Annotated in this window: 17 protein-coding genes; 13 read left to right on the forward strand and 4 right to left on the reverse strand. The window is 72.5% G+C overall.

Annotated features, from left to right (window positions below):
• The first annotated feature begins 9 nt into the window (after nt 1-9).
• Nucleotides 10-708, forward strand: a complete 699-nt coding sequence (locus tag ABEA24_RS02715; protein ID WP_345428991.1) for a DUF5666 domain-containing protein — start codon at nt 10-12, stop codon at nt 706-708.
• A gap of 26 nt (nt 709-734) precedes the next feature.
• Nucleotides 735-1,175, forward strand: a complete 441-nt coding sequence (locus ABEA24_RS02720) for a PT domain-containing protein (protein WP_345428993.1) — start codon at nt 735-737, stop codon at nt 1,173-1,175.
• Between the two features lie 288 nt (nt 1,176-1,463).
• Here the strand turns inward: ABEA24_RS02720 and ABEA24_RS02725 are convergent, their stop codons facing one another.
• Complete coding sequence (locus ABEA24_RS02725; RefSeq protein WP_345428994.1) at nt 1,464-2,618, reverse strand: NADH-quinone oxidoreductase subunit D; 1,155 nt, start codon at nt 2,616-2,618, stop codon at nt 1,464-1,466.
• Between the two features lie 93 nt (nt 2,619-2,711).
• Here ABEA24_RS02725 and ABEA24_RS02730 point away from each other — a divergent pair, with 93 nt between their 5' ends.
• From ABEA24_RS02730 to ABEA24_RS02740, 3 genes are read left to right on the forward strand one after another with little or no spacing between them, the layout of a single operon-like run.
• Nucleotides 2,712-3,377, forward strand: a complete 666-nt coding sequence (locus ABEA24_RS02730) for a PH domain-containing protein (RefSeq protein ID WP_345428995.1) — start codon at nt 2,712-2,714, stop codon at nt 3,375-3,377.
• On the forward strand, nt 3,374-4,825 hold the full coding sequence (locus ABEA24_RS02735; protein WP_345428996.1) for a PH domain-containing protein: 1,452 nt from the start codon (nt 3,374-3,376) through the stop codon (nt 4,823-4,825). The genes ABEA24_RS02730 and ABEA24_RS02735 overlap by 4 nt, the downstream gene beginning before the upstream one ends.
• The gene (locus ABEA24_RS02740) at nt 4,822-6,012 is read left to right on the forward strand and encodes a cytochrome P450 (RefSeq protein WP_345428997.1); all 1,191 of its coding nucleotides are present in this window, start codon (nt 4,822-4,824) and stop codon (nt 6,010-6,012) included. The genes ABEA24_RS02735 and ABEA24_RS02740 overlap by 4 nt, the downstream gene beginning before the upstream one ends.
• Before the next feature lie 29 nt (nt 6,013-6,041).
• On the opposite strand, the gene ABEA24_RS02745 is transcribed toward ABEA24_RS02740, so the two are convergent.
• On the reverse strand, nt 6,042-7,049 hold the full coding sequence (locus ABEA24_RS02745) for an SAM-dependent methyltransferase (RefSeq protein WP_345428998.1): 1,008 nt from the start codon (nt 7,047-7,049) through the stop codon (nt 6,042-6,044).
• 90 nt (nt 7,050-7,139) lie between these two features.
• Between ABEA24_RS02745 and ABEA24_RS02750 the strand changes: the two genes are divergently transcribed.
• From ABEA24_RS02750 to panD, 8 genes are all read left to right on the forward strand, one after another.
• A complete protein-coding gene (locus tag ABEA24_RS02750; RefSeq protein WP_345428999.1) occupies nt 7,140-8,348 on the forward strand; it encodes a sensor histidine kinase in 1,209 nt (402 codons plus the stop codon).
• Nucleotides 8,345-9,028 carry a response regulator gene (locus ABEA24_RS02755; protein ID WP_345429000.1) on the forward strand — a complete coding sequence of 228 codons (684 nt, stop codon included), beginning with the start codon at nt 8,345-8,347 and terminating at the stop codon, nt 9,026-9,028. The genes ABEA24_RS02750 and ABEA24_RS02755 overlap by 4 nt, the downstream gene beginning before the upstream one ends.
• A gap of 140 nt (nt 9,029-9,168) precedes the next feature.
• Nucleotides 9,169-9,933, forward strand: coding sequence for an ABC transporter ATP-binding protein (locus tag ABEA24_RS02760; protein WP_425551144.1), 765 nt, complete (start codon nt 9,169-9,171; stop codon nt 9,931-9,933).
• Nucleotide 9,934: 1 nt separating this feature from the next.
• Nucleotides 9,935-12,445 (forward strand): ABC transporter permease, encoded by a 2,511-nt coding sequence (locus ABEA24_RS02765; protein WP_345429002.1) that lies wholly within the window; start codon nt 9,935-9,937, stop codon nt 12,443-12,445.
• A gap of 165 nt (nt 12,446-12,610) precedes the next feature.
• Nucleotides 12,611-12,922 (forward strand): chaplin, encoded by a 312-nt coding sequence (locus ABEA24_RS02770; protein ID WP_345429003.1) that lies wholly within the window; start codon nt 12,611-12,613, stop codon nt 12,920-12,922.
• Between the two features lie 117 nt (nt 12,923-13,039).
• A complete protein-coding gene (locus tag ABEA24_RS02775) occupies nt 13,040-13,960 on the forward strand; it encodes a Rossmann-like and DUF2520 domain-containing protein (protein ID WP_345429004.1) in 921 nt (306 codons plus the stop codon).
• Complete coding sequence (gene panC / locus ABEA24_RS02780; protein ID WP_345429005.1) at nt 13,957-14,826, forward strand: pantoate--beta-alanine ligase; 870 nt, start codon at nt 13,957-13,959, stop codon at nt 14,824-14,826. The genes ABEA24_RS02775 and panC overlap by 4 nt, the downstream gene beginning before the upstream one ends.
• Before the next feature lie 133 nt (nt 14,827-14,959).
• Nucleotides 14,960-15,385: an aspartate 1-decarboxylase gene (gene panD, locus ABEA24_RS02785; protein WP_345429006.1), complete on the forward strand. Its 426-nt coding sequence runs from the start codon at nt 14,960-14,962 to the stop codon at nt 15,383-15,385.
• Nucleotides 15,386-15,391: 6 nt separating this feature from the next.
• Here panD and ABEA24_RS02790 read toward each other — a convergent pair whose 3' ends face one another.
• Together ABEA24_RS02790 and ABEA24_RS02795 are read right to left on the reverse strand one after the other, a co-directional pair.
• Complete coding sequence (locus ABEA24_RS02790) at nt 15,392-15,616, reverse strand: hypothetical protein (RefSeq protein ID WP_345429007.1); 225 nt, start codon at nt 15,614-15,616, stop codon at nt 15,392-15,394.
• 42 nt (nt 15,617-15,658) lie between these two features.
• A complete protein-coding gene (locus tag ABEA24_RS02795; protein WP_345429008.1) occupies nt 15,659-16,600 on the reverse strand; it encodes an LLM class flavin-dependent oxidoreductase in 942 nt (313 codons plus the stop codon).
• Nucleotides 16,601-16,711: the final 111 nt, after the last annotated feature.

A 16,711-nucleotide genomic window follows, 5' to 3' on the forward strand; every position in this document is an offset into this window, starting at 1 on the left:
GAGAACGCCATGAGCGGCCGCAGAATGTGGACGCCGTACGGGGAGGGCGGTGGGTCTCCGGCGTCGTACGGGGAGGGCAGTGCGTCTCCGGCACCGTCCGGGGAGGCGAACGCGTCTCCGGTGCCGTCCGGCGGACCGGAGGCGTCTCCCGCCTCCGTGACCCGGGACGACGTCCTCTCCAACTCGCCGTTCGACGGCGACCTGGAGGCCGAGCTCGCCAAGGCCCCGAAACCCCGGCGGCTCCCGGGCCTGACCGCCTACCTCGGCGCGGGCGCGCTGCTCGCGGCCGGTTTCGGCATCGGCGCCCAGGTCGACCGGCACTTCGGCCACCAGGCGACGACCACCGCCCAGGGCACGCGAGCGATGCCGGGAGGCGGCATGCCGGGCGGCGGGATGCCCGGCATGGCCGGCGGCCGGTCGGGCGGGACCGGGGGAGGCCGGGCCGGGACCTCCGGGGCGGCCGGAGCCGGCTCGGGCTCGGCCACCACCGGCACGGTCCAGAAGATCGACGGCAAGACGATCTACGTCAAGACCGCGAACGGCGTCGTGCGCGTCAAGGTCACGGGCACGACCAGCCTCCGCGTGCTCCGCTCCGGCTCGGCCTCCGCTCTCAAGACCGGCACCACCATCGTCGTCCAGGGCTCTCAGGCCCAGGACGGAACGCTCACCGCCACGTCCGTCACCCAGGGCACGTCATCCGGCGGTTGAGCGCGAATCCCTCATGAGGAGGACAAATGATCACTAAGCAGATGACGATCCGCCTTGTCGGTGGCACGGCCGTCGCCGGGACCCTCCTGCTCAGCGCCGCCTGCGGCGGCGGCAGCGACAAGGCCTCGGCGCAGACCGGCGGGCAGGCCGCCCAGGGCGGCGGCCCGAACTCCAGTGCCATGGCCGCCTACCGCCAGTGCATGGAGAAACAGGGCGTGAAGATGCCCAGCCGCGGACCGGGCGGGCCGGGCGGCCAGGGCGGCCCGAGCGGCAGACCGACCGGAAGGCCCTCGGGCATGCCCACCGGCAACCCGACGGCCAGGCCCTCGGGGCGGCCGAGCGGCATGCCGACCCTGTCCGCGGCCCAGCAGAAGGCGTTGAAGGCCTGCGCGTCCCTGCGCCCCAGCGCCGGCCCCGGCGGACCGGGCGCCCCCGGCGGCCAGGGCGCGAACCAGAGCGGCTCCTGACTGAAATAGTCGCTTAACGTGTCCAGGCGAGTGCTGTCAGTGTGAGAATGGCGGCTGTGATGGATGGCGTGAAGCGATGGAGAGACACCAGGCACGGCCAGGCCGCCGCCGAGTCCGAGCGGATCGCCGCGCTCGGAGAGGCCCTGATGGCCGAAGCTTCGGAGACGAGTGGCTCGTCGTCGCCTGACAGGTGACCGAGCCAAGGCAGCGTCGGGAATGCTGACGGGCGGGCGGCGACCAGGTGATCGTCGCCCGTCGGCGCTCGCCGGATCCGGCGCGCTCTGAGGGCTACTTGTCGATGTCGCCGACGACGAAGAACATCGAGCCGAGGATGGCGATCATGTCGGCGACGAGGTGGCCGGGGAGCATCTCGCGGAGCACCTGGATGTTGTTGAACGACGCCGACCGGAGCTTCAGCCGCCACGGGGTCTTCTCGCCGTGGGAGACGAGGTAGTAGCCGTTGATGCCGAGCGGGTTCTCCGTCCAGGCGTACGTGTGGCCCTCCGGGACCTTGAGCACCTTCGGCAGCCGTACGTTGATCGGCCCGGGCGGCAGCGTCTTGAGCCTGGCGACGCAGGCGTCGGCGAGGTCGAGGGAGGCGTGCACCTGGTCGAGCAGGCACTCGAACCGCGCCAGGCAGTCGCCCTCCGTGCGGGTGACCACGCGCAGCACGTCCTGCAGCTCCCCGTAGGCGAGGTACGGCTCGTCGCGCCGCAGGTCGAAGTCGACCCCGGACGCGCGGGCGATCGGGCCCGACACGCCGTACTGCTCGATCTGCTCGCGGGTCAGCACGCCGACGCCGCGCGTACGGGCCCGGAAGATCTCGTTGCCGCTGATGAGCCGGTCGAGGTCGGCGATGCCGTGGCGTACGGCCGCGACCGCGTCGGTGACCCGGCCGAGCCATCCGGCGGGCAGCTCCTCCTTCAGTCCGCCGACCCGGTTGAACATGTAGTGCATCCGGCCGCCGGAGATCTCCTCCATGACGCGCTGCAGCTGCTCGCGCTCCCGGAAGGAGTAGAAGATCGGGGTGATCGCGCCGATCTCCAGGGGGTAGGAGCCGAGGAACATCAGGTGGTTGAGCACGCGGTTCAGCTCGGCCAGGAGCGTCCGTGCCCACACCGCGCGGACCGGCACCTCCATGCCGAGCATCCGCTCGACCGCGAGGACCACGCCGAGCTCGCTGGCGAACGCCGACAGCCAGTCGTGCCGGTTGGCCAGCACGATGATCTGTCGGTAGTCGCGCACCTCGAACAGCTTCTCCGCGCCCCGGTGCATGTACCCGATGATCGGCTCGGCGGCGGTGATCCGCTCGCCGTCCAGCGTGAGCCGCAGCCGGAGCACGCCGTGCGTCGACGGGTGCTGTGGTCCGATGTTGAGCGTCATGTCCTCGGTGGCGAGGTCCTTGGTCCCCGCCCCTACGCCCACGATCCGCTCGGTGCTCACGACCCACTCGCCTTCTCACATCGCTCCGATCACCCATCGTGCCATGCGAGGTCTCGCGGAACGTGGCCCGGTTGGGGTTGACTTGGGATCGACATGAATGCAGGCGATCAGTATCCCAATCAGCGCGAGCCACAGGACATGCCGCCGGGCAGTCCGAGCATCCTGCCGCCCGGCGCGTCCGCCGCGCCGCAGCAAGGGCCCCCGTTGCCACCGCCGCCCGCCCCCGCCGGCCCGCCCGGGCCCTCTCCGGTGCCGATCGGCGCCCGCGCGGAGCAGGCGTTCGACCCGCCGAGCGGCATGACGTGGGCGCGGGTCTCGCCGCGGCTGACCTGGCATCGGCGCATCGCCGTGCTGCTGTGGGCGCTGCCGGTCACGATCGTCGGGGCCTTCGTGATGTCCCGGACGAGCGGCCTCGCCGGCGGGCTGATCTGGCTGGCACTGGTCCTGGTCTCCTGCGGGATGGGCTGGATCATCGCCGAGCTCACCTACCGGTCCTGGGGCTTCGCCGAGCGCGCCGACGACCTCCTGGTCACGCACGGCTTCTTCGTCCGTCACCTCGTGGTCGTGCCGTACGGGCGCATGCAGTACGTCGACGTGACCGCCGGGCTGCTCGAACAGTGGCTGGGCGTGGCGACCGTGCGCCTGCACACCGCGACGGCGGCCACCGACGCGCGCATCCCCGGCCTGCCCGCCCGTGACGCCGCGATCCTGCGGGACCGGCTCGCGCAGAAGGGCGAATCGAGGTCGATCGGGCTTTGAACGGTCCCTACGGTCCGAACCGGCCGCCGTACGGCCCGACCCACGTGCCGCGCCCGCAGTTCGGGCCGCCGATGTACGGGCCGCCGCCGCCGGGATATGGTCCGCCGCCGTACGGGCCGCCGCCCCGGCCTCCGGTGCACTTCTCCCAGGGGGTGCACCGGCTGCACATGGCCACCGCGGTGATCAACGCGGTCGGGGTCGTCGTCATCGCCTTCGTGCTCGGCGGCTACTCGCTGCTGGTCACCCAGACCGACAGCGGCATCGCGCTGATCCTCACGCCGAAGGTGATCGCCCGCTTCCTGGTCGTGATGCTGCCGGTCAGCGCCATCGCGGCGGCCGTCGGCTTCTGGACGTGGTGGTCGCTGAAGTTCTGGATCGCCGGGGACGACCTGGTGGTCGAGACCGGCATCCTGCGCCGCCGCAACCGCCGGGTCCCGCTGTCGCACATCCAGGCGGTCGACGTCGTACGGCCGCTGGTGTCCCGCCTGTTCGGGCTGGCCGAGGTGCGGGTGGAGCTGGCCGGCGGGGACCAGGCCGAGACGAAGTTCCGCTACCTCGGGCGGCCGATGGCCGAGCAGCTGCGGGCGGAGCTGCTGGCGCGGGCCGCCGGGCTGCCGGGCCACACGCCCGAGGCGCCCGAACGCCCGTACTGGCGGGTCGGGTTCGGCGCGCTCCTCGGGTCGCAGCTGATGAAGCTGCCCGTCATCGGGGCCCTGCTGCTGTTCGTCGCGCTGCTGGCGTTCGGCGTCGTCTTCGGCGAGCTGGGGGTGCTGGCCGCCGCGCTGCCGGTGCTGCTCGGCCTGGCCCGTGGCGTGATCGCCCCGCTGGTGATGCACACCAACTTCAAGGCGGCCCTGTCGCCGGACGGCCTGCGCCTGCGGTACGGCCTGATGGAGACCCGGATGCAGACCGTGCCGCCCGGCCGGGTGCAGGCCGTACGGGTCGTGGAGCCGCTGCTGTGGCGTGGGAACGGCTGGGCGCGCATCGACGTCACCGTCGCCGGTTACGTCGGGGAGCGGCAGGCGCTGTCGTCGGTGCTGCTGCCGGTCGCGCCCCGGCACGTCGCCATCCAGATGGTCGGCCTGGTCTTCCCCGGCACGAACCCCGAGAAGGTGCCGCTGTCGCCGTCGCCCCGGTCGTGGCTGGCGCCGTTCGGCAAGGGCGAGGCCGGCACCGACGACTCCCTCTTCGTCACCCGCCGGGGCCGCGTGTGCCGGCGGCTCGACGTGATCGCCCACGCGCGGGCGCAGAGCGTCCGCCTCACCGCCGGCCCGCTGCAGCGGCTGCTCGGGTTCGGCACCGTCCACATCGACGCGCCCGCCGGACCGGTGCAGGTCGCCGCGGAGAACCGCGAGCTCGGCGAGGCGCGGGCGATCGTCGAGTCGGCGGCCGGGCGGGCGGACCGGGCCCGCGCCACCGACGCCCGTTCCGACAGGTGGGCCAGATGATCGATTACGCGCCCGGGTCGCCGGAGTTCGTCGCCGACCCGTACCCCGCGTTCGAGCGCCTCCGCCGCGAGTCGCCGGTCTTCTTCCACGAGCCGACGGACCAGTGGATCATCACCCGGTACGCCGACGTCAACGCGCTGCTGCGGGACCGGCGGCTCGGCCGGACGTACCTCCACGTCGCCACGCACGAGGAGTTCGGGCGGCCGGCCCCGGCGGAGTTCCTCGCGCCCTTCTGGGACCTCAACAACGCGGGCATGCTCGACATGGAACCGCCGGACCACACCCGGCTGCGGCGGCTGGTGTCGAAGGCATTCACGCCGCGCATGGTCGAGGACCTGCGGCCCCGGATCCGGGCGCTCGCCGAGGGCCTCGTGCGCGGCCTCGTCGAGCGGGGCGGCGGCGACCTGGTCGCCGAGGTCGCCGAGCCGCTGCCGGTGACCGTGATCGCCGAGATGCTCGGCGTCCCCGAGGGCGACCGGCACCTGCTGCGGCCCTGGTCGGCGGACATCTGCGGGATGTACCAGCTCGACCCGTCGCAGGAGATCCAGCACGCGGCGGTGCGCGCCTCGATCGAGTTCTCCGACTACCTGCGCGACCTTTCCCGCGCCCGCCGGAAGGACCCGGGCGACGACCTGATCAGCGCCCTGTGCCAGGTCGAGGGGCTCACCGAGGGCGAGCTGATCGGCACGTGCGTCCTGCTCCTCAACGCCGGACACGAGGCGACCGTGAACGCCACGGGCAACTCCTGGTGGGCGCTGTTCCGCAACCCGGGCGAGCTGGAGCGGCTGCGCGCGGACCACGGCCTGATCGGCACGGCCGTGGAGGAGCTGCTGCGGTACGACACGCCGCTGCCGCTGTTCGAACGCTGGGTCTTGGAGGACATCGAGGTCGGCGGCGTGCCGATCCCGCGCGGCGCCGAGGTCGCCCTGCAGTTCGCGTCGGCCTGCCGGGACCCAGAGGTGTTCGCCGGCCCGGACGCGCTCGACCTGTCCCGTACGCCCACTCCGCACCTGGCGTTCAGCGCGGGCATCCACTTCTGCCTGGGCGCTCCGCTGGCCCGGGTGGAGCTGGCCGAGTCGTTCCGCGCGATCCTCGGCCTCGCTCCGAAGCTGAGCCTCGCCGCGGAGCCAGAGTGGAAGCCGGGCTTCGTCCTACGCGGCCTGCGGGCGCTTGAGGTCGCGGTCTGAGCCGTCTCCAGCGCGGCCCGCGGCGCCCTTCAGGCCGAGGTCTGAGCCGTCTCCAGGACGGCGGGCACGTCGATGCCGACGGTCTGCACCAGCCATCCGAAGCTGCCCAGGCCTGACGGGTCGATGAGCTCGGCGTCCTCGCCCGCGGCGCGCAGCGCCTGGATGTAGCCGCGCGGATCGGAGCGGGCCAGCTCGAGCGGGGGACGCTCGCCGCGCAGACCGAGCGCGCGCAGCGCGGCACGCTGGGTGGTCAGCACGGTGGCGGTCGCTCCCGCCTCCCGGCCGGCCTCGACGCAGGCGTCGAGGGCGACGTGCGCGGTGATGTCGCAGGAGCCGTCGGGGACCGGGGAGACGCAGCGGCCGTCGCGGTAGCCGGTCAGCGTGCCGTACGGCGGGCGGTGGTCCCGCTCGTGCGCGTAGTCGACGGCCAGGGCCAGACCGCCGCGGAGCCGCTCGAGGACGGACGCCCACGCGGCGCACCGGTACCGGCCGACCTCCGCGCGGTCGCCGGGCTCGCGCAGCGGCCACCAGCGTTCGAGCCACTCGGCGTCCTCCGGCGCGGGCGCGGGGCCCGGCAGCTCGGCACCGCTCCGCGGGTCGACGACCACGAGGCGGGGACCGTCGCCGGTCAGCTCGACGACGTCGAGGGGGACGTTGTCGAGCCATTCGTTGGCGATGACCAGCCCGGTGATCCGCTCGGGGAGGGAGGGCCGCCACTCGATCGCGGGGTTCAGCCCCTCCGGGCGCGGGGCGACCTCGACGGCGACCGGGCGCAGCCGCCCGGACAGGCCCGCCACGGGCAGGATCTCGGTGAGGAGCTCCCCGCACCCGGCCCCCACGTCGACGAGGTCGAACCGGGGCGGGTGCCCGAGCGCCGCGTCGACCTCGACGATCAGGCGCGCGATGGCGAGCGCGAACCGGTGTGAGGCGTGCACCGAGGTCCGGAAGTGCGCGGCGGGGCGCTCGCCCCGTGTGTAGAAACCCTCGGGCCCGTACAGCGCCCGCTCCATCGCCGTCCGCCAGCCGACCTGACTCACGTCTTGACCGTACCGCGTGCGCCCCACGGCGGACGCCGTGTCAGACCTTCGGCTGACGCGGACCCCGATGGTCGAACGTACGCTGTTGCGGTGTTCGTCCGTCTTTTCCGCTGGCTCCGGCGGCACCCCCGGCTCGTCGACCTGCTGTGGGCGTTGCCGATCCTCGGCACCTCGCTGAGCGTGATCGGCACGTACACCCACCCGAACATCATGTATCAGCGCCCCGTCGCCTGGTACGCCTACCTGGCCATCGTCTCGGCCATGTGCGTCCCGATGATCTGGCGTCGCCGGTGGCCGCGTGCGGTGTTCGCGTTCATCTCCTGCGTCGCGTTCGTGCAGTGGGCGTTCAACGCCCAGGTCGGACCGGCGGACCTCAACCTGTTCGTCATGCTGTACACGGTCGCGGCCGAGTGCGCGTTCCTCTGGTCGATCGCGGCGGCCGCCATCGTCGAACTCGGCGCCGTGCTCGCTGTGTGGCGCTGGTGGGTGGATCAGGACGCGGGCCAGAAGTGGAGCACGCTGATCCCCTTCACGATCTTCGCCGGGGCGATGTGGGTGTGGGGGCTCTACGTCAGCACGCGGCGTAAGTACACCGCCGAGCTGGAGGAGCGCGCGAAGCGTCTGGAACGAGAACGGGACGCGCACATGCAGGTCGCGGCGGCGGGCGAGCGGGCGCGGATCGCCCGGGAGATGCACGACGTGATCGCGCACAGCGTCAGCGTCATGGTGGTCCAGGCCGACGGCGCGTCGTACATGGTGGACATCGACCCGGCACGGGCCAGACGGGCGATGGAGACGATCGGGGCCACCGGACGGCAGGCGCTCACCGAGATGCGGCGCATGCTCGGCGTGCTGCGCGAGGGTGACGACGCCGGCCCGTACGCGCCACAGCCCGGCATCGAGCAGCTGACCGAGCTGGTCGGCCAGATCCGTACGGCCGGATTGCCGGTCGACCTCACGGTCGAGGGCGTGCCCTCGGAGCTGCCCACCGCGCTGCAGCTGACGGTCTACCGGATCGTGCAGGAGGCGCTGACGAACACCCGCAAGCACGCCGGACCCGCGGCCACGGCAGAGGTGAACCTCTACTACGGTGATGACGCGGTGGAGATCCGCATCCGAGACGACGGCCGAGGTGCCGCCGCTCCCGACGACGGGCGGGGGCACGGCCTGGTCGGCATGAGCGAGCGGGCCGCCCTGTACGGCGGGTCGGTGCGCACCGGGCCACGGCCCGGCGGCGGGTACGAGGTCTCTGCCCGCCTGCCGGTGACCGAGCCACGAGCGGAGACGAGTGCGGCATGACGGACGAGGCGACGCCGATTCGGGTGATGCTCGTCGACGACCAGGAGCTCGTGCGCGCGGGTTTCCGCATGGTGCTCGACGCGCAGCAGGACCTGGAGGTCGCCGGTGAGGCCGGCGACGGCGAGCAGGCCCTGCGCGTCCTCGCGCGGACCCCGGCGGACGTGGTGCTCATGGACGTGCGCATGCCGCGCATGGACGGCATCGAGGCCACCCGGCTGATCTGTGCGCTGCCGGACGCCCCCAAGGTGATCATCCTGACCACGTTCGACCTGGACGAGTACGCCTTCGCGGCGCTGAAGGCCGGGGCGGCGGGGTTCCTCCTCAAGGACGCCGGGCCCACCCAGCTGATCGAGGCGATCCAGGCCGTGTGCAGCGGCGACGCGGTCGTCGCGCCCAGCACCACGCGACGCCTGATCGACCGCTTCGTGCCGCATCTGCCGGCCGAGGAGCCAGCGCCGGACGGCAGGCTGGACACGCTGACCGCCCGCGAGCGCGAGGTGCTCCACCTCGTGGCCAAGGGCCTGTCCAACGGAGAGATCGCGAGCCGCCTGTACGTCTCCGAGGCGACGGTCAAGACGCACGTCGGGCGGATCCTCATGAAGCTGGAGCTGCGCGACCGGGTCCAGGCGGTCGTGTTCGCGTACGAGACCGGCCTGGTCCACAGCGGCACGTCCGACTGAACGCCCCTGCGGTGTGACACCGCCGTACGACCCAGGTTTGACATCGGGCGGACACGTCACCGAGAAAGCTGACGAAACGCTGTCCTGAGGTCCGATGGCGGATCCGCCGCCGAAATCTAGCTTCGTTCACGACATTCCGGATCAATGAGGAGTCAGTCGTGACAAGCACCGTCGTAGGCGCTCCGCCCGCCGTCCTGGCCGAGCACGTGGTCAAGGAGTACGGCTCCGGCGACGCCGCCGTCCGCGCTCTGCACGGGGTGAGCGTGGGGTTCGCCCGCGGCGCCTTCACCGCGATCATGGGCCCGTCCGGGTCCGGCAAATCCACCCTCATGCACTGCCTGGCGGGCCTGGACACCGTGAACGAGGGCACGATCCGCATCGGCGACGTGGAGGTCACCCGGCTGTCGGACAGGCAGCTCACGCTGCTCCGCCGCGACCGGGTCGGCTTCATCTTCCAGGCGTTCAACCTGCTGCCCACGCTCACCGCCGAGCAGAACATCCTGCTCCCCCTCGAACTGTCCGGTCGCAAACTGGACCGCCGGTGGTTCGACCACGTCGTCGACACCGTCGGGCTGCGGCCGCGCCTGAGCCACCGGCCCAGCGAGCTGTCCGGCGGCCAGCAGCAGCGGGTGGCGTGCGCACGGGCGCTCGTCAGCCGGCCCGAGGTGATCTTCGCGGACGAGCCGACGGGGAACCTCGATTCCAAGTCCGGAGCCGAGGTCCTGTCGTTCCTGCGGTCCTCGGTGCGGGAGATGGGCCAGACGATCGTCATGGTCACCCACGACCCGGTGGCGGCCTCGTACGCCGACCGCGTGGTGTTCCTGCGGGACGGGCGGATCACCTCCGAGCTGTACGGCCCGACCCCGGACAGCGTCCTGGACGCGCTGAAGAGGCTGGAGGCCTGAGGTGCTGAAGACGACACTGGCCGGGCTCCGCGCCCACCTGCTGCGCCTCATGCTCACCGCCCTCGCCATCACGCTCGGCGTGGGCTTCGTCGCGGGCACGTTCGTGCTCACCGACACGATGAAGGCCGGGTTCGACCGGCAGTTCACCGCCTCCGCCGACAAGGTCTCGGTGGCCGTCCTCGCGGACGGCGACAAGAAGGTCCCGGAGGCGACGCTGGGCGCGATCCGCGCAGTGCAGGGCGTCCAGGACGCCCAGGGGCAGGTACGCGGCGACGCCCCGCTCCTCGGCAAGAACGGCCGGGTGTACGGCGACACGCCGACGGTGGGCATGTCGATGGCCACCGGGGCGCTGGCCCGCTACACGATCGAGAAGGGCCGCGCTCCGGCCGGCCCGGGCGAGGCCGTCCTGGAGAAGACGGTGGCCGGGCACACGGGCTACCACGTCGGCGACACGATCCGGGTGCTGGACAAGAAGAGCGTCCCGCACACGTTCACGGTGACCGGACTGGTCGACGTGGGCGTCGATCAGGAGATCGGCTTCCGCGGCGCCGTCGGCTTCACCGAACCGGTCGCAGCCGAGATGACCGGCGAGCGCGGTTACGTCGAGGTCGACGTCAAGGCCGCCCCCGGCGTCTCCGCCGAGGGACTGCGCACCGCCGTCGCCCAGGCGGCCGGATCGTCGTTCACCACGGTGACGAGCCACGGGCTCGCCAAGCGGCTCGCCGCCCGATCCGGCCTGGACGTCAACCAGATCGCGACGTTCTTCCTGGCTTTCGCGATCGTCGCGCTGTTCGTGGCCGCCCTCGTCATCTACAACACCTTCAACATCCTCATCGCCCAGCGGACGCGGGAGATGGCGCTGCTGCGCTGCGTCGGCGCGACCAGGGGCCAGGTCTTCCGGGGCGTCCTGATCGAGTCGGCGGTCGTCGGCCTGCTGGCCTCGGTCCTCGGCGTGGTCGTCGGAATCGGGCTCGGGTACGGCGCGGCCCTCGTCTTCAACTCCGGGACCGGCATGCCGGGCGGCTCGCTGGTCGTCTCGGCCACCCCGTTCCTCGTCGGCATCCCGGTGGGCCTCGTCGTGACCGTGCTGTCGGCCCTGATGCCGGCCCGCGCGGCGACGCGCGTGCCGCCGGTCGCCGCGCTCCGTACCCAGTCGGAGGGGCCGGTGCGGGGACGGGCCGGAATCATCCGCATCATCGTCGGTGCGCTGCTCACCGCGGCCGGAACCGGGGTGGCCACCCTCGCGCTGACCACCAAACCGGGGCAGGGCCCTTTCCTCATGGTCATGGTGGCGGGCGCACTGGTCTTCCTGGGCGTCGTCGCGCTCAGTCCGCTGCTCGTACGGGCGCTGAGCGGGATCGTCGGGGGGCTGCCCGCGCGGATCTTCGGGGTGCCCGGCCGCCTCGCCCTGGCGAACTCCCGGCGCAATCCCAAGCGCGCGGCGGTCACCACGGTGGCGCTGACGGTGGGCGTCACGCTGATGACGATGTTCTCGGTGGCGCTGGCGTCCGTACGGTCGACGGCGGACAACAGCCTCACCCACCAGTACCCGGTCGACTACCAGCTGAGCGCGCAGGCGAGCACGCAGGCGAGCGAGGACCGGCCGATCCCCGGCGGCGCGGTCGCGCGGCTGCGCGCCCAGCCGGACTTCTCGGCCGTCATCGAGGTCCACACGGCGTCCGCCAAGGTGAACGGGCAGGACGGGGACGTCGGGTCGATGACCCAGCGCTACCTCGGCCGTGATCTCAAGCCGACGGTCGCCTCCGGCTCGCTGGCCGACCTGCGGCCGGGCGCCGTGGTACTGCACCAGAACGAGGCGAGCGGGCTCGGCGCGCGGGTCGGCGGGACGGTGTCCCTGCAGACCCGCCAGGGCACCGCGACGCTGCGCGTGGCCGCGATCGTGTCGGGCGAGTCCATCCTCCCGGAGGTCCTGCTCGACGAGACGGACTTCACGCGGTCGTTCGGCTCGAAGGACCCGGACCGGGTCTTCCTGATCGCGAAGAAGGGGGTGTCGGCGACCACCTCGCGCGCGGCCGTCGACACGGCGCTCAAGGACTACCCGATCGTGCGGGTGGCCTCTGCGGCCGATATCAAGAATCAGCTGTCGGACGCCCTGGACCAGGTGTTCCTGGTCGTCGCGGCCCTGCTCGCCCTGGCGATCGTCATCTCGCTGATCGGCATCGCGAACACCCTGACCCTGTCGGTGGTGGAGCGGACCCGGGAGTCGGCGCTGCTGCGGGCGCTGGGCCTGACCCGGCGGGGGCTGCGCCGGATGCTGTCGCTGGAGGCCCTGATCATCTCGGTGATCGGCGCGCTCATCGGCGTGGTGCTCGGCGCGGCGCTCGGCTGGGTGGCGATCTCCGCCGCCATCGACAACGCGGTGCTCGGTCTGCCGATCGGCCGGATCGTCCTGTTCCTCGTCCTGGCGGCCTTCGCCGGCGTGGCCGCGGCGATCATGCCCGGAAGGCGCGCCGCGCGGACGTCGATCGTCGAGTCGCTGGCCGCCGAGTAAGGGGCGGTCAATATCGACAGACGGCGACAATGCAGTCACTTATTGTAACGATACGATTACGCCCAGGTAGATCCGCTTACTGTTACCTAGGAGTATCTGGATAACTACCGTACGTACCGGCCGCCCTCCGGGGCGGCTGTGAACCGAAGTACGGGAGGAATTCAGGTGCTCAAGAAACTCACCGCGGCCGGGGTGGCCGCAGCGGCCGTCACCGGCGCGCTGCTGCTCGCCGCCCCCGCCAACGCCGGGATCATCGGCACGAGCGGCGAGGGAGGCGTCCTGTCCGGAAACCAGGTCATCGTGCCGATCACGGCCCCGATCAACGTGTGCGGCAACGCCGTCTCCGTCATCGGCGTCGCGGGCGCCGGCTGCAAGGGCGGCGCCTCGGTCGGCGCCCCCGGCGGCTACCACCGCCCGCCCTGCCACCACCACCGGCCGCCGTGCCACCGCCCCCACCGCCCGTGGTCGTCGTCCTGACCCGGTAACCCCGAGCAAGCGTTCTCCGGCCCGCCCGCAGTGCCACCGGGCGGGCCGGTGCGCTTTCTCGATTCCGGCCGAAGGTAGGCTGTGGGCCGCTCTGCGGATGGAGGTCGGATGACCGCGTCGTCCCACGACCGGCCGGGACGGCTGGCCGTCGGCGTGGTCGGCGTCGGCCGCGTCGGCTCGGCCCTCGGCCACGCGCTCGCCCTCGCCGGCCACACGGTCGTGGCCGCCGCCGGCGTCTCCGACGCCTCGCGCGAACGCGCCCGGGAGCGACTGCCCGGCGTTCCGCTCCTTCCGGTCCAGGACGTCGTCGCCGCCGCCGACCTGGTCCTCCTCGCCGTTCCCGACGACGCGCTCCCGCCACTGATCGCCGGGCTGACCGCCACCGACGTCAAGGTCGAGGGCAAGCTGCTGGCGCACACGAGCGGCCGGTACGGCGTCCGCGTCCTCGACCCCGCCACGCGCGCCGGCGCCCTCCCGCTCGCCATTCACCCGGTGATGACCTTCACCGGACGGCCCGACGACGTCCATCGGCTGGCCGGCATCTGCTTCGGCGTAACCTCGCCCGAGCCGCTGCGCCCCGTCGCCGAGGCCCTCGTCGTCGAGATGGGCGGCGAACCCGTCTGGATCCCCGAGGACCGGCGCGCGCTCTACCACGCGGCACTCGCCGGCGGCGCGAACCACCTCGTCACGCTCGTGGCCGAGTCGATGGACCTGCTGACGCGGGCGGGCGTCGAGGCGCCCGGCCGGATGCTCGGGCCGCTGCTCGGCGCCGCGCTCGACAACGCCCTGCGGCTCGGCGTACGGGGCCTGACCGGTCCCGTGGTCCGCGGCGACGCCGGCACGGTCGCCGAGCACGTCACCGAACTCGCCCGCGTCTCGCCCGAGGCGCTGGGCGCGTACGTCGCGCTGGCCCGGCTCACCGCCGACCGCGCGCTGGCCGCCGGGCTGCTCCGCGCGGAGGACGCCGAGCGCCTGCTCGACGTCCTCGGGGGCAGCCGCGGAGACGACACCGAGGGGAACCGGCCATGACACCCGTCATCGCTCGCACACGTGAGGAACTCTCCGCCGCCCGGGGCTCCCTGCACGGGACCCTGGCGCTCGTGCCGACCATGGGCGCGCTGCACGAGGGCCACCGGTCGCTGCTGCGCCGGGCCCGCGAGGTCGCCGACACCGTCGCGGTGAGCATCTTCGTCAACCCGCTGCAGTTCGGGCCGAACGAGGACCTCGACCGGTACCCCAGGACGCTCCCCGACGACATCGAGGTGTGCGCCGCGGAAGGCGTCGACCTGATCTTCACGCCCACGGTCGACGTCATGTACCCGTCCACCGCGCTCGGCGCCCGGGTCACGGTCGACTCCGGCCAGATGGGCACGATCGTGGAGGGCGCCTGCCGCCCGGGTCACTTCGACGGCGTGCTCACCGTCGTCCTCAAGCTGTTCAACCTCGTCCGCCCGGACGTCGCCGTCTTCGGCGAGAAGGACGCCCAGCAGCTCGCGATGATCCGCCGGATGGTCACCGACCTGAACGTCCCCGTCCGCATCGTCGGCGCCCCGACCGTGCGCGAGGAGGACGGGCTCGCGCTGTCCAGCCGCAACCGCTACCTGTCCCCGGCCGAGCGCCTCACCGCCGTGTCGCTGTCCATGGCCCTGCGCGCGGGCGCCGACGCGGTCGACGACGGCCCCGCCAAGGTCGTACGCGCGGCGCGGACGGTCCTCGACGGGGCGATCGCCAGCGACCCGCCGCTCGAACTCGACTACCTCGTGCTCGTCGACCCGGAGACGTTCCAGGAGATCGACGACGCCCACACCGGCCCGGCCGTCCTCGCCGTCGCCGGCCGGGTCGGCACCACCCACCTGATCGACAACATCCCCCTCCACTTCGGCCCCGCGGAGTGAGCCCCAGACAGGCCGAATCGACAGTGGCTGCGTCGGCGCCCCCGTACCCGAGAACTGACCCGTTGTAGGGTGAGCGAACCGCCCTTGACTTGCAGAAGACGCAGGCAGGGAGCCTGAGTTCGGGAGTGCCGCGATGCTGCGTACGATGTTCAAATCCAAGATCCACCGCGCCACGGTGACGCAGGCCGACCTGCACTACGTCGGCTCGCTGACGATCGACGAGGACCTCATGGAGGCGGCCGACCTGCTGCCCGGCGAACAGGTCCAGATCGTCGACATCGACAACGGCGCCCGCCTGGAGACGTACGTCATCACCGGCCCGCGCGGCAGCGGCGTGATCGGCATCAACGGCGCCGCCGCGCACCTTGTGCACCCCGGCGATCTGGTGATCATCATCAGCTACGGCACGATGACGGACGAGGAGGCCCGGTCGTTCCAGCCGCGCGTCGTCCACGTCGACCGCGACAACCGCATCATCGACCTGGGCACCGACCCGGCCGAACCGGTCCCGGGCACGATGACCGTCCGCGGCGACGCCGTGGAGGACGTCCCCGCCTGACACCGCTCAGCGGTGGGCGTTGCGCGGGTGGTTCTTGGCGGTGCGCTCGTTGCCGCGCCGGTAGTTACCGGTCCAGCGCGCCATGACCTCCTGCGGGTCGCCCAGCTCGACCTCGGCGAGGAACGCCGCCGCCCGGTCGCCGCGCAGAGTCGTCGCGGCGCGGCCCCGGTGCTCGATGAGCACCGAGCCGTCCGCGCGGACCGTGTGGTCGAAGCCCTCTGGAACGGCCATACCGAGCATGCTGGCACCCCGGGCGCCTGCGCACTACCGAATTTATGCCCGTAGCGCGGGGAGCAGCGCGGCGATCTGGTCGAGCTGGTCGCGTTGGGCGCTCAGGTCGAGCGCGCCCAGGCGGAGCACCAGGTGGCGCGCTCCTGCGGCGACATACCGGCCGAGGCCGTCGAGGACCTGGTCGGCGGAGCCGGTGACGACCGCCTGGATCTTCTCCAGCTCCTCCAGCGGCATGCCGTACGTCGCCCGCGCGTAGTCCTCCAGCGCCCGGCGGCCGTTCTCGACGCTCTCATCGACCCGTACGGAGACGAACAGGGCCGGAGTGACGTCCTCGGGCGGACGGCCCGCCTCGGCGGCGGCCTTCCGTACGTCGAGCAGGCCCGTCTCGTAGTCGGCGGGGTCGGGCGGGTACGGCAGCCAGCCGTCGTACAGGCGCCCGGTGCGGGCGAGCGCGGCTGGGGTCGCGCCGCCGAGCCAGATCGGCGGGCCGCCGGGGCGGAAGGGCATGGTCGCGGGCGGGATGTCGTCGAACTGGAGGATCTCGCCGTGGAAGGAGGTCGCTCCGTTCCACAGGTCGCGCCAGAGCGTCACGGTCTCGTCCAGCCGGGCGAAGCGCCGTTCCCACGGCACCTCGGACAGTGTGTAGAAGGGCCGCCCGAACCGGCCGGGGAAGCCCGCGCCGACCGCCACCGTCAGCCGGCCGCCGGACAGCAGGTCGATCGACGCCAGCTGCTGTGCGGCCTGGATCGGGCGGCGCAGGAACGGCAGCAGCGCGCCGGTCCCCAGCGTCACGTGTTCGGTCGCCGGGGCGAGCGCGGCGAGCATGGTCAGCGCCTCGATGCGCGGGCTGATCAGGGAGTCGTTGACGAAGAGCGAGGAGAACCCCGAGCGCTCGGCGTGGACGCCGAAGGCGACGAGGTCGCGGGGGTCGCCGTCCGGGCCCCACTGCGCGCTTCCGGTCGGAAGCAGTACGCCGATGTCCATGCCGCCGATGCTCACAGCCGGTGTTCGGCGGCCACAATTCCCCGCCGGGAATGACGCGGGCACGGCGCGGCGGACCCGGAGGAATGGGGCATCGGGGGCGAGGGGTTATAG

Origin of the sequence: Actinoallomurus vinaceus, assembly GCF_039542055.1 — a bacterium.
In the GTDB taxonomy this organism is placed as follows: Bacteria; Actinomycetota; Actinomycetes; order Streptosporangiales; family Streptosporangiaceae; genus Actinoallomurus; species Actinoallomurus vinaceus.

Coding starts and splice junctions, on each gene's coding strand:
- ABEA24_RS02715 (WP_345428991.1), top strand. CDS start 10: ATGAGCGGCCGCAGAATGTGGACGCCGTACGGGGAGGGCGGTGGGTCT.
- ABEA24_RS02720 (WP_345428993.1), top strand. CDS start 735: ATGATCACTAAGCAGATGACGATCCGCCTTGTCGGTGGCACGGCCGTC.
- ABEA24_RS02730 (WP_345428995.1), top strand. CDS start 2,712: ATGAATGCAGGCGATCAGTATCCCAATCAGCGCGAGCCACAGGACATG.
- ABEA24_RS02740 (WP_345428997.1), top strand. CDS start 4,822: ATGATCGATTACGCGCCCGGGTCGCCGGAGTTCGTCGCCGACCCGTAC.
- ABEA24_RS02755 (WP_345429000.1), top strand. CDS start 8,345: ATGACGGACGAGGCGACGCCGATTCGGGTGATGCTCGTCGACGACCAG.
- ABEA24_RS02775 (WP_345429004.1), top strand. CDS start 13,040: ATGACCGCGTCGTCCCACGACCGGCCGGGACGGCTGGCCGTCGGCGTG.
- panC (WP_345429005.1), top strand. CDS start 13,957: ATGACACCCGTCATCGCTCGCACACGTGAGGAACTCTCCGCCGCCCGG.
- panD (WP_345429006.1), top strand. CDS start 14,960: ATGCTGCGTACGATGTTCAAATCCAAGATCCACCGCGCCACGGTGACG.
- ABEA24_RS02790 (WP_345429007.1), bottom strand. CDS start 15,616: ATGGCCGTTCCAGAGGGCTTCGACCACACGGTCCGCGCGGACGGCTCG.
- ABEA24_RS02795 (WP_345429008.1), bottom strand. CDS start 16,600: ATGGACATCGGCGTACTGCTTCCGACCGGAAGCGCGCAGTGGGGCCCG.